The organism is Alkalibacterium sp. f15, assembly GCF_049389645.1.
Taxonomy (GTDB): Bacteria; Bacillota; Bacilli; order Lactobacillales; family Carnobacteriaceae_A; genus Alkalibacterium.
The window spans coordinates 1,445,388-1,457,989 of sequence record NZ_CP186540.1 but is presented as its reverse complement, the minus strand read 5'-3'; the positions used below and the strand labels follow the sequence as shown (position 1 = coordinate 1,457,989).

Genomic DNA, 12,602 nt, shown 5'->3' with positions numbered 1-12,602 from the left:
CACTTTAAGCTAAATTAGCCACATTTTTTGAGTGCTTCTTTGTGAGCATCTTCCAAAAAAGTACCAGCAGATATATTCCATAGACTGTCGCAATTATACCTTGAAAGTAAAAATTGATCACCGCGGTACTTCCATGGAAAATAACTGTAAAAAATGATATATAGGTTAGTACCTTTAACTTAACTTTCTTTTCCAGCATATGCCATATGTTCCATATCGAATACAGAAATGTTCCTACTGCTATGATCGAATATAATATCAGAAAAAAGTCTGCATTGTATACATCGAGCGTATAGGTCAGCATCCCCCAAGTCAGACCAAAGAACAATGGATATAAGATTTTCTTCAACACGATCGAGTTTGACTCATTCAGCATCTTTTCAGGTCAACTCCTTCATCAAAATTTTCACTGTGGTCAAAAATTCATTTATTTCAGTCAATAAAGATTTCCCCGATATGACCATCCGTTAAATCATACCGCATCATTTCCATTGTATTATAAGTGCCCCATGCATTGAATAGTATCGAATCACCGACCTTTATCAGACTCTCGACATTGCTTGAAGCGTAAATACGTTTATTCTTCGAGCCAGTATGATCTGTCAGATGAACGCCGTGACCTGGATGGAAATCATCGTCAGATCTAAGCGTGTAAATGATTTTGTCGTCTGTGAGTGTGTAGGTCCCGATGGGCCGGTCGACGAGAGTTACGGAGCCGGACGTTCCATCTACTGTACTCTTATACAGTTTATCGTCCGAGCCGATGTAATAGTAATAGCCATCGTGTCTGACGAGATCATCCGCCGATTCATTGAGTATGACTTCTCTCTCACTGCCATCCAGACTCAAGTGTTCCACGACCTCTTCGTGACTGACGAGCAACTCGTCACCGTAGACGGCAAGGTCTCTTGCCTCGACATCAAGTAGCCGTTCGAGATTTCCACCGTTCAGATCCATATGGTAGACGTTATAGTTATCCATAGTATTAATAAAATAGATGCCGTTTTCAGTGACGTGGACATCTTCAATGTAGCCTAAATCGTAAAGGACCTGTTCATTCGTTCCGTCCGTTTTCATTGTGAACAGTGATTCATCCCTGGTGTAATAGAGCCAGTCACCCGATAGGTTCAAATTTCCGAACCGGTAATACGGTTCACCTTTCATCAGTAACTTTTCATAATTCAATTCGTTATCCGTTTTGATGAGTGTATTGTTTCCATGACTATAGAAAATGTGCTCATCGTTCTCAACACCAATACCGTTATTATTGATGTTTTGGACAGAAATACCTGCCACACTTTCCCCTTTAATATCAGTTTCAGTCGAAGCAGCTTCGACATTATGACGCATCACTTTGATTTCCCACAGCAATCCACTTTGCGTGATAAAAGGCAGCAGGATAAAACCTGTGGTGACTGTGACTTTTAACGCCCGAAATACTGTCCATTTCTTTTTGACTGGTTCTCCTTTGATCGCCTTAGACAGTACCGTCACATAGTGCAGCGGTCCTTCTATCTTTGCTGTCTGATCCGTATAGTGAATCTCTACCTTGTCATTAATCACTAAGTTGAAAGGAACATCGAATGTAGGTCTGACAGTCAACGTGTCTCTTCTGCGATCAAGTATTTCCCAACCATTCTCTGATAGTGTTCGTTCCAAGTGACTTTGACCGTCTATCTCTTCCTCAAGTGACTGGTGTTTATATTTCTCATGCATCCATTGCACTAATAAACCCAAATATAATGAGGTAAAAGACCAGTGAAGGTTCATTGACGTCCCAAAGATGATCTGGTAAAGAACTAAAACCAGTGAAACTGTCGGTATATAAAGAAATAGTATGCTTCTCAGTCCAAGACTGATCCAGTTTCCTATCTTACTCATCGTTCCTTCAGTCCCTTCTATACAATCGATTTGAATTGGAATATGTATATGTTTATACTTTCTATTGTAGCAAAAATCACCCATTCAATAAAGCGCTTATGTAAATCAGAAAAAGCCATTCATTTGCTTCACTATCACATATTAAGTATAAATATTTTTAACCATCCTAAAATCAGATTAAAGAAAAAAGAATATACAACGAGCGCAATATTAAAAATGAACGCATGCAGCGATTGATAGAACCTCAATCACCTGTCTTTTCTTTATTGGGTTTGTACTGAATATACAATGTCCCAAATAAAGTTATTAGGATAAATATCACTCCCCATAGTTGTCCAGCAATCATTAATCCATAGCCGACAAATATAGATAACCCCAGTAAAACATTAATAAATATTTGCATTTCTATCTCAACTCCTTCGGTTTAAATATCTGTAAAAAAATAAAGCTAAATGAAGCGTCAGCTTTGATTACTGCATAAATGCATACCAGACACTAATACCATAATAGAGATGATAAAAACTGCCCTAAGTGACACGTCCAACATACAAGATTAAAGAAATCTAAAAAAAATGGTAAGAGAATGATCTGTACGATTCTTATTGGATAATAGCCTTAATAATTTCCCTCTGGTAGAGCTATGTACAAAGCGTATATTCCAATCAATAGAACATCTATGAGGGACAAAATATGAAAATTCTTCTTAAAAGGTATTTTGTATTCTCTCCATACTAGGGTGCTTTTAATTTCTAAGCCAAATCTATTTATACCCAGAAATATAATCGGCGAATTTACAGCGGGCCTGTTTTCTTATAGTATCGATGTGATTGTACCTATCTAATATTTCAGCCGCGTAATCTGTGTTGGCACTATGAAGACTTAACGATACTTCACTTGTTTCTTTCGCTAAAGGAATTTTTCCATAATTCACACCAACGATTGATAAATATGGATTGTTTTCAGATCGATGCAGAAGGAGCAAGTAATCTCTACCCGTGACCATTTTTTCATATCCTGATATATGATACTTCAATCTTTTTACCGCATCGTACGCTTCATTTTCCATTAGTGTAAATGTTTCTCCAGCATTGAGGATATGACCAGTCACTACTTTTTTAACTTTGAAATCAGACAGCGTATAGGCTTTCTGAATATTTCCTTGTTCATTTTTTATTAGCGTGGGAGCATGCTCTGATACTTTCCCTGCAATAACAATGGCCTCAGACTCTTCTTCAACATCAGATAAAGATCTGTATTCATCTATACTCGTATCTAAAATAAGGTGCTCATCAAATAGATGATATCCCATTCCATTACCAAAAAGTTTTTTTGAACGTCTTTTATCCGGCATAGTACTTTTTTTAATTTCAATAAAAATAACCACCCCCATAACTAATAACACTGCACCCACTAATAATAGTTTCATATTCCACTCCCTACGACTCAATATATTTTACTCTTAACTCAACTTATTTATCTGATAGTGATTATAGCTTCCCCCTGATAACTGCAATAGTATTTTTTTTAAGAACACGATAATAATAAACTGAATTAGCTGTTCTGTAACTGGTATACTGTGTTACACTGATTAAAAAGTAATGGAACATCCCTGTTCCATAGCCGGAGGCAATCACTATGCTTGGTGAAAAATTAAGAAAATTAAGAACCGAAAAAAGTATTTCTCAAATCGAATTGGCAAGTGAATTATTCGTTACAAGACAAACAATAAGTCGATGGGAGCGAGGAGAAACAATCCCGAGTACAGATAACATCGTCCAGTTATCAAATTTTTTTGACGTTGAGACGGCTTTTTTTTTAGAAACATTCAAATCCATTGAAAATGCTTCTAATAAAAAAACGAACGTGTTTTATCGAACGAAAAATTTCTTGAGTATTTATAAGTTAGATATCTACATATTTTCATTACTCATTTCACCATTTTTCTATATCCTGATAACACCTTTATCTTACTTAGGTTTGTTCTACTCGTATAAATATAAAAAAAAATATACCCCTGTAGTAATTATCTTAGTTATTACTTTAACGATATATTTTTCTCTTGATATGATCTATATACTGAGACTTTTGTTTGGTAGCGGGACTTCTACTACTGAGATATTTATTGACTAGTCCACACTTTTTCAAACAACTTTATTTGTCAAATCAGGCTAGAAATCTATAAAGAATGATCTCTCTTAGTGCATTCAAGCTGCCCCCTAACTTGATCACTATTTATATTCAAAAATATGATTAGAAAACTTGCTGCACCCTTCTCAGGAGTGGAGCGACATGTCTACGTTCTAAAAGAAAATGAACGTTTATTATATGCTATAACTTAATAATGTCTTTTCACTGTTTATAAAGCACTTTGAAATACATTTATTCGTATTCCAAAGTGCTTTTTTTGCCGATTAATTTTCAGATACTCTACAATGTTTTGAGATACCTTACCATTTAATATTTTTCCGGTTCCTCGGCTTGTTTTGAATTCCCACCCGTGCCGACTACGAGACCGATAGCTATCAACATCAAAAACAGTCCGATTTTTTTGAATTTTTCCATATAATCACCCCCTATTTCAATTGTATTTTAAAGGCTAAGAACTATAACCATATGTCATAATTTGTACACATGAAGAGGCTTAAAAGCATTGTAAACGCACTCGCTTAGCAGTATTATATGAGTATAAAATGTGCTTCAAGAAAATTATTTGAAAAGGGGGGGTCTTATGAGTGTGCAGGGGAAAAGACGTATCCAGGTTCAAATTGATAAAAATCTTGCAGATGAGGCCAATCTAATTTTCAATGAATTAGGTTTAAATCAGACAGTCGTTATAACTGCCTTTTACAAAAGGGTTGTAGCTGATGGTGGCTTGCCCTTTGAACTAAAGCTGAAGGACAAGAAAAAAGTTGCTTTAAAATTTTCTAAAGCAACAGTAAACTTACCCGCAAAAATTCTCTCCACTAAAGAAGAAGTTGACGCATGGTCCAAAGATATTGAACAAGACTATTGATTCCAATGATATTATAAGCCTTTTTTGTTCTTATGAAGAACGATCTGTCTTAGTGCATTCAACCTGCCCCTGACTTGATTACTATTTATATTCAGAAACATGATTGGAAAACTTACTGTACCATTCCTAGGAATACAGCGGACTATCTACGTTCTAATTAATTTAAAGAATTTAATAGAAAACAGAGGTGATTCTCGAATGAGAATCACCTCTGTTTTCTGCTTTTTTTTTAAGCTAACAACCCTTCAATTGACCAAAAAGATTCGCTTTCAATCATTTATGACTGCAGCCTCATTTTTAAACGGGTCAGCGATCTCCCTAGAAAGTCATGTCATGACATATCGTCTGACTGCTTTTTGGAGGCGTTAATAAGATCGACAATTTTCTCTCTCTTTTCTTCATGAAAACTGGAAACAATTTCGCTTCCTACTACGACACCATCTCCATACTGACTGAGTTGTCTGACCTGTTCAGGCGTTGACACCCCGAATCCAGCGAGGACAGGTTTTGAGCTCATCGCTTTTAATTCTTTGATGTATTCTCCCACCGTTTCTGCAAACTCCACCTGAGCCCCTGTCGTTCCTTTTACCGTTACTGCATACAAAAAGCCTTCCGTTTTTTCAGCGATCTTCTTTAATCGTTCGATTGGACTAGTTAAAGCAGCTAATCGAATCAGAGCGATTTCTTTATCTGACAGATATCTTGTGATACGTTCTTCCTCTTCCATTGGTAAGTCCGGGATAATCAATCCATCCACTCCGGAATCGACACTCTCATTGAGTAAGTCCTCTATTCCATAGGCATAAATTGGATTCATATATGTCATCAAGATGATCGGAATCGTTCGGTCGTGCTTGGTTTCTTTTAATTTACGAAGGACTTTTCTTAACGTGACTTTTGCTTCCAACGCTCGTAACCCGGCTTCTTGAATAGTCGGTCCATCAGCTACCGGATCAGAAAACGGAATACCTAATTCCAAAGCTGTAGCACCCGCTTCTTCCAGAAACTGAATGCGTTCAGGTAAGGCCTCCAGTCCTCCGTCGCCCGCCATAATGTAAGGGACGAATATCTTGTCTCCCTGGTCCAGGGTATCCTGAAAGGCCTGCTCCAATGTTGTTTTACTCATCTGCCTGACCTCCTATTCTTTGTTTCACTGTTTCGACATCTTTGTCTCCTCTTCCAGAAAGACAAATGATCAAGCTTTCATCTGGCTTCATCTGTTTAGCGATTTTTTGTGCATAGGCGATTGCATGGGCTGTTTCAAGCGCAGGAATGATCCCCTCTTTACGAGACAGCAACTGCAACCCATCAAGAGCTTCCTGGTCCGTGATCCCTTCATAGGTCACACGATTCATATCTTTCAGGTAGCTGTGCTCTGGACCGATCCCTGGATAGTCCATTCCTGCTGAAATGGAGTAAGGTTCAGTAATTTGCCCGGCTTCATCCTGGAGTAAATATGACATCATACCATGCAGCACGCCCACTTTTCCAGCGCTCAGGGTCGCTGCATGTTCTCCCGTATCGATCCCTTTTCCAGCAGCTTCGGCTCCGTATAATTTAACGGATCCCTCATTCACAAAGGGCGCAAATATCCCCATCGCATTACTTCCTCCACCCACACACGCAACAATAGCATCGGGTAACTTTTGCTTCAGTGCTTGAAATTGCTCTTTGGTTTCCTTCCCGATCACACTCTGAAAATCTCGAACTATTTTAGGGAAGGGATGCGGCCCTACGACCGATCCGATGATATAATGGGTGTCTTCCACATTCGCTACCCAATAACGCAGCGCTTCATTGACCGCATCTTTCAACGTTCCTTTTCCTTGATTGACACTGACCACTTTTGCGCCTAATAATTCCATACGAAAAACATTCAACTTCTGACGTCTCACGTCTTCTTTTCCCATAAAGACGATGCACTCTAGATCAAGCAAGGCACAAACGGTTGCGGTAGCCACACCATGCTGACCCGCACCTGTTTCAGCAACCACTTTTTTCTTCCCCATCCTCTGCGTGAGCAGGGCTTGTCCTAAAGCATTGTTGATCTTATGTGCACCCGTATGATTCAAGTCTTCTCGTTTCAGATAAATCTGTGGACCCCCAAATTCTTCAGTCAGACGCTTGGCAAAGGTCAACGGGGTCGCTCGTCCAACATAATCCTTTAAGTAGCGCTCGATTTCCTGTGTAAAATCCGGGTCCTTCATTGCCTCTTCATAGGCTTCTTCAAGTTCTAAAATAGCGGGCATCAATGTTTCGGGTACAAATCGTCCCCCGAATTGGCCAAAGTGTCCTTTGTTATCTGGTAAAGTCGCTCTGATAGTTTCCATAGTTTTCATAGTTTCTCCTCTCGATTATCGTTTACTCTCCTTGTTTTACTTGATGAGTAAACCTTCGAATCTTTTCAGCATCTTTACTTCCATCCGTTTCTACCCCACTGGATACATCCACTCCCAAAGGCTGCAAGTGTTGAATCGCTTCTGCTATATTTTCAGCTGATAACCCGCCTGCTAAAAAGTATGGAAAATCCTCGTTTTTATCTTTTAACATGGTCCAGTCAAAGGTTTCGCCACTGCCCGGTTTTGGGCTATCGATCAAAATATAATCCGCTACCTGCCGATAGTGCTTGGCTTCGCTGATTTCTTCAAAAGAGAGTGCCTTGATGAGTGGGGCATTTATTTGCTGGCACTCTGTCACGCTCTCTTCCCCATGTAACTGCACATAATCAAGACCCAGTTCGCGACTGATTTGGTTCACTTCCTTGATGGGCTGATTTCGAAAGACGCCTACCACTTTGACTCTCGTATGTGAAAGGCTGTTTTTGATTTTTCTTGCCTCGTCGATCGTTACTTGCCGTTTGCTCGCTGCAAAGACTAGCCCAATAAAGTCAGCCCCTGCTGCTGCAGCCACCTGCGCCGTTTCTGGCGTTTGAATCCCACAGATTTTAACAAGCATCACTGTCTGCTCCTTGCTTGAAAGACTGGATCGTTTCTTTTACATTCTTGGCTTTCATCAACGTCTCACCCACTAAAATGGCTCTTGCTCCAGCATGCCACGCTCGTTTTACCTCTTCAACGCTTGACATGCCGCTCTCGCTAATAAGTACCTGCTCGGCTGTATCCACTTTCCCAGCTAATCGTTCGGTTGTTTCTACCGTCACTTCAAAAGTCTTCAAGTTTCGATTATTGATGCCAATGAGTTTAGGCTTTATGACTTGCGCACGCTGCAATTCTTCTTCGTTGTGTACTTCCACCAATACTTCTAGCCCTAAACCCTCTGCATACTCATTCAAGCTTTTTAACTTTTCATCGGACAAAGCCGCCATGATCAGCAAAATCACATCCGCTCCATACACATAAGCGCGATCGATTTGAACCGGGTCGATGATAAAATCTTTATTCAGAATCGGCAGGCTCACTGCTTCTCGAACAGCTACCAGATCCGCCATTTCCCCTTGGAAAAATGGCTTATCCGTCAATACGGAAATCATTGATGCACCAGCATCTGCATAGATTTTCGCCTGTTTTCCCGGTTCAATGCTATGATTGATCTCCCCTTTGGATGGAGAGGACCGTTTAAATTCCGCAATCACCTGCATGTCTTTGGCTTCTTTGCATCTATCATAAAATGAGCGTACCGGGACCGTTCTTTTGTGTGATTCTTTTGAAAAGGACTCTTTCAATCTAAAGACTTCTTTTTCTTTTTCTTCTAAAATCGTTTTTAAAATAGTTTCCATTCATGCGCTCTCCTTCCCGTAGGCCACTAAAAAATCAAGTTTCTTCAAGGCAGCCCCTGAATCAATGCTCTCTTTTGCCAGCTTGACCCCTTCTTTTGGCGTCTGAGCTTTGCCGCTCGCGAGCAAGCCTAATCCAGCATTTAACAGGACGACCTCTCGATGTGCCCCTTTTACGCCTTCCAAAACCGACCGGAGGATGACTGCATTTTCTCTGGCATTTCCACCTTTAAGTGCGCTGTTCGCAATTTTTTGCAAACCGACTTCTTCCGGAGAGACATCAAAAGCGGTCAGCCCTTTCTCAGTGACCAAGACGCAGTGATTTATCCCTGCCAAGGAAGCCTCATCCAGCCCACCTTTTCCGTGGACAACGACTGCCCGTTTTCTCCCTAATTTATGCAGCACGTTTCCGATATCCATCAGAACATCTTTGCGGTATACGCCTACTAACTGTGTGGTCAAGGCTGCCGGGTTTGTGAGTGGACCGATCAGATTGAAAATAGTCGGGATGCCCAACGCTTTTCGAACGGGCATCACATGTTTCATAGCTGGGTGCACATTAGGTGCGAATAAAAAGGCGATCTTGTTTTCCTCTAGTAATTCCATCATTTCCTCTGGAGTAGCACTTAAATGCACGCCTAATGCTTCCAGCACATCCGCACTCCCGGTTTGACTTGAGATGCTTCGATTTCCATGTTTAGCCACGGTCACGCCGGCTCCGGCCAAAACAAAAGCACTGGTGGTGCTGATATTGAAACTTTGAGAACCATCGCCACCGGTCCCGCAATTATCCATCACATCGGGCAATTCTTTAGGCAGCTTCACGGCGACCTCCCGCATCACTTTTGCCAGCCCGGTCAGTTCACTCACTGACTCACCTTTGGCACGCAGAGCGGTCAAGAAAGCAGCTTTTTGTCGTTCATCTGTTTCTCCTCTAAACAGCAAGTGGCTTGCCGCTTCCATCTCTTCAATCGTCAGATCCTCGCGCCGCAATACTTTTTCTATAAATGCTTTCATCCCACGCTCACCACTTCTTTGCTGATCGTTTCCAAAAAGTTTTCTATCATTTGTTTGCCATCACTCGTTCCGATTGATTCCGGATGAAACTGTAAACCATAAATGGGGTAAGCGTTATGCTTCACTGCCATAATTTCGCCATCTGTGATCGACGTCGCTGTAATTGTCAGACATGCTGGCAAAGTGTCTTTTAAAATGACTAACGAGTGGTAACGCATCACTTCGATTTCCACTTTCAGACCTTTAAACAGGTCCGCCTGATGATGCAAAACTCGTGCTGTTTTCCCATGTTTGACTTCGTCGGCATGACCCACAGTCCCACCGAATGCTTCACCGATCGCCTGATGCCCCAAGCAGATCCCTAAAATTGGCACTTCCTCATGCAGTTCTTTAACGAGATCGACACAAATCCCTGCTTGACTTGGGGTACCTGGTCCAGGAGAAAGTACGATCGCTTTTGGATTTAGTGCCCGCACATCCGCGATCGTCAGTGCATCATTTCGCACGACTTTTACTTCTTCGCCACATTCACCTAAATATTGGTACAAGTTATACGTAAATGAATCATAATTATCGATTAGTAAAATCATTTTTGTCCAACCTCCAGTAAGGATTTTGCTTTATTCAATGTTTCCTGGTATTCCGTTGCAGGATCAGAATCATACACGATCCCTGCACCTGCCTGAACATACGCCAGGTTGTCTTTTATCACCATTGTTCGGATAGCTAATGCCAGATCCAAGTCTCCATTCAAATTGATGTAGCCGATCGAACCAGAATAAACACCGCGTAAGTTATCTTCCAACTCATTCACGATCTGCATCGCTCGAATTTTAGGTGCCCCTGACACTGTTCCTGCTGGCAGGGTGGTGGTCAGTGCATCCAAACCGGTCAGTCCGTCTGCCAAGGTGCCACTCACTTCCGAGACAATGTGCATTACATGCTGGAACCGTTCGATCGTCATGTACTTATCTATTGAGATCGATCCAATCTGTGAAACGCGCCCCAAATCGTTTCGACTTAAATCCACGAGCATTCTATGTTCGGCACACTCTTTTTCATCTGAAAGTAATTCTTCTGCATAGGCATCGTCTGCTTCGACCGTTTCGCCTCTTGGTCTCGTTCCGGCAATCGGATTGGTGACGACTTTATCGCCCGTGACCTTGATCAAACTTTCCGGTGAGGCTCCAAGCACGATATACTCTTGGAAATCCACGAAAAACATATAAGGAGAAGGATTCGCTACTCTTAATTTCCGGTAAAACGTAAAGGGATCCACTTCAAACGTTGCTTTCATTCGTTGGGACAGCACGACTTGGAAGATATCCCCCTCAACGATATGCTCTTTTGCCTTCTTGACCAGCTTCATAAAGCTTTCCTTGTCATGAGAAGTCGAAAATTCAAGAGGCGTCAGCTCGCTCATCTTTTCTTCTACCGGCTGCTGGATCATTTCTTCAATGGTTCTGATCCGCTGATCCAAGTTCTCGATCCCCTCAATTGCCAGCGCTACGATAGTGACTTCCTGTTTCTTGTGATCGAATACCACCAGTTCCTGATAAAACATCAAATGAATATCCGGCATGTCGATTTCGTCCTTCAGCCGCTCACCGATTTTTTCATATTCACGGATCGCGTCGTATCCAATGTAACCCACTGCTCCGCCATAAAAGGGGAAGGGCAGATCCAGTGACACCTGTGGAATATGCGCTTTTACAACCTCTAATGGCTTTTTATGGAACGTTTCCTCCTGGCTGTCTTCTATCACGGTGACGACTTGCTCGTTCCCGACGATCTCCTTATACGGATCCATGCCGATAAACGAATACCGCCCTTTTTCCCCGTGCCCACTTGAACTCTCTAATATAAATTTCTTCTTGCCGTTCAATCGTTGAAACACCGAAATGGGTGTCAGCATATCTCCGTTGATTTGTTTCGTTTTGTATTGAATACTCATTGTCTTCTCCCCTTTGAATTTAGTAAGTAATTCTTATTAGTAAGTAAATCTTAATTGACCATTCAGTGCATTCGGTACGTATCAGCTGTAAAATTTGACCGCTATCTTTAAAAAACACCCTCTTTTCGATCGAGAACCACATTTTTTTCATAAAAAAAAGCCCTTAATAGCTATTACACTACTAAGGGACGATAAAAATTACCGCGGTACCACCACAATTTAGGAAGATTGATTCCTACACTTTCATCCGTTAACGAGGATGACTCGACCTATCCTACTCTCTTTCAGATAGATTCTCGTAAGTCCATTCCATTCAAGTCCCATACTTGCTTCTCAGTCTCGCAAGTTCTCTGTAATGGGGCAGTTGAATATACTACTCTTACTTATTAATTATTTATTAAAAAAAAAAGACAGAAACCCATTTAAAATGAGTTTCTGCTTAAGCAGGATACAGCTATCCATAGATTCTAAATTGGACCCCGCACCTTGTTCAAACAAAGCGGGCAACTTAGACTTAGCTACAGATATACACATGTATTTATCGAAGAATCACTCATTTACGATTCGCTCATTCAATTTTTGCGCAACGCCAATAACCAGCGCGTTTGTCGACGCCCCAGCTTTGCCAAGAATATTGCACAGTCAATTTGATGAATGAATCGTTAGTCATAATTGAGTGACCCTCCTTTCTTTTTAATAGTTTTATTAATTGTTTCTCATTATAGCGAGTCCATTTTTGAAAGTCAACCGGAAAATTTTAAAAACAATTTGTTTATAATTTTATAGCACAAGTAAAAAACGAATCATACATGACCTTGCTTTAGGCTGAGTCAGCGCTATGATTTATGTCACAAGGGCTTAGTTGACAAACTAATTTAAGACGCCCCTCCTGCTCTTATTCATTTTGCGCACAAGAGTACTGTTTACAGTAGACTTGCTACTTGTGCTAAAAGGAATCAGGATTATCTTTACGACAGCCTTCAACTTTCTTATGATCGAGGTCA

At 41.0% G+C, this 12,602-nt stretch carries 13 protein-coding genes and 1 other annotated feature; of the genes, 2 read left to right on the top strand and 11 right to left on the bottom strand.

What is annotated here, in order from left to right; translation table 11 throughout:
* Positions 1–4: 4 nt before the first annotated feature.
* From ACO1PF_RS07245 to ACO1PF_RS07230, 4 genes are all read right to left on the bottom strand, one after another.
* On the bottom strand, positions 5–376 hold the full coding sequence (locus ACO1PF_RS07245) for a hypothetical protein (protein WP_423188400.1): 372 nt from the start codon (positions 374–376) through the stop codon (positions 5–7).
* 56 nt (positions 377–432) lie between these two features.
* On the bottom strand, positions 433–1,881 hold the full coding sequence (locus tag ACO1PF_RS07240) for a DUF5050 domain-containing protein (protein ID WP_423188399.1): 1,449 nt from the start codon (positions 1,879–1,881) through the stop codon (positions 433–435).
* Between the two features lie 244 nt (positions 1,882–2,125).
* Positions 2,126–2,284, bottom strand: a complete 159-nt coding sequence (locus tag ACO1PF_RS07235) for a hypothetical protein (RefSeq protein ID WP_423188398.1) — start codon at positions 2,282–2,284, stop codon at positions 2,126–2,128.
* A 357-nt stretch (positions 2,285–2,641) separates the two neighbouring features.
* Positions 2,642–3,307, bottom strand: coding sequence for a hypothetical protein (locus ACO1PF_RS07230; protein ID WP_423188397.1), 666 nt, complete (start codon positions 3,305–3,307; stop codon positions 2,642–2,644).
* Between the two features lie 209 nt (positions 3,308–3,516).
* On the opposite strand from ACO1PF_RS07230, the gene ACO1PF_RS07225 reads away from it, so the two are divergent.
* A complete protein-coding gene (locus tag ACO1PF_RS07225; RefSeq protein ID WP_423188396.1) occupies positions 3,517–4,011 on the top strand; it encodes a helix-turn-helix domain-containing protein in 495 nt (164 codons plus the stop codon).
* 598 nt (positions 4,012–4,609) lie between these two features.
* On the top strand, positions 4,610–4,894 hold the full coding sequence (locus tag ACO1PF_RS07220) for a type II toxin-antitoxin system RelB/DinJ family antitoxin (RefSeq protein WP_423188395.1): 285 nt from the start codon (positions 4,610–4,612) through the stop codon (positions 4,892–4,894).
* Positions 4,895–5,225: 331 nt separating this feature from the next.
* Here the strand turns inward: ACO1PF_RS07220 and trpA are convergent, their stop codons facing one another.
* The 7 genes from trpA to trpE are packed head-to-tail and all read right to left on the bottom strand — an operon-like array spanning position 5,226 to position 11,598.
* Positions 5,226–6,020, bottom strand: a complete 795-nt coding sequence (trpA, locus tag ACO1PF_RS07215) for a tryptophan synthase subunit alpha (RefSeq protein ID WP_423188394.1) — start codon at positions 6,018–6,020, stop codon at positions 5,226–5,228.
* Positions 6,013–7,224: a tryptophan synthase subunit beta gene (trpB, locus tag ACO1PF_RS07210; protein WP_423190523.1), complete on the bottom strand. Its 1,212-nt coding sequence runs from the start codon at positions 7,222–7,224 to the stop codon at positions 6,013–6,015. Before trpB ends, trpA begins: the two co-directional genes overlap by 8 nt.
* A 31-nt stretch (positions 7,225–7,255) precedes the next feature.
* On the bottom strand, positions 7,256–7,849 hold the full coding sequence (locus tag ACO1PF_RS07205; protein ID WP_423188393.1) for a phosphoribosylanthranilate isomerase: 594 nt from the start codon (positions 7,847–7,849) through the stop codon (positions 7,256–7,258).
* Entirely contained in the window at positions 7,839–8,630 is a 792-nt protein-coding gene (gene trpC / locus ACO1PF_RS07200) for an indole-3-glycerol phosphate synthase TrpC (RefSeq protein ID WP_423188392.1), read from the bottom strand. The genes ACO1PF_RS07205 and trpC overlap by 11 nt, the downstream gene beginning before the upstream one ends.
* Positions 8,631–9,644 carry an anthranilate phosphoribosyltransferase gene (trpD, locus tag ACO1PF_RS07195; protein ID WP_423188391.1) on the bottom strand — a complete coding sequence of 338 codons (1,014 nt, stop codon included), beginning with the start codon at positions 9,642–9,644 and terminating at the stop codon, positions 8,631–8,633.
* Positions 9,641–10,234 carry an anthranilate synthase component II gene (locus ACO1PF_RS07190; RefSeq protein WP_423188390.1) on the bottom strand — a complete coding sequence of 198 codons (594 nt, stop codon included), beginning with the start codon at positions 10,232–10,234 and terminating at the stop codon, positions 9,641–9,643. The genes trpD and ACO1PF_RS07190 overlap by 4 nt, the downstream gene beginning before the upstream one ends.
* On the bottom strand, positions 10,231–11,598 hold the full coding sequence (gene trpE, locus ACO1PF_RS07185) for an anthranilate synthase component I (protein WP_423188389.1): 1,368 nt from the start codon (positions 11,596–11,598) through the stop codon (positions 10,231–10,233). The genes ACO1PF_RS07190 and trpE overlap by 4 nt, the downstream gene beginning before the upstream one ends.
* A gap of 181 nt (positions 11,599–11,779) precedes the next feature.
* Positions 11,780–11,994: a binding site (T-box leader), on the bottom strand.
* Positions 11,995–12,602 lie beyond the last annotated feature (608 nt).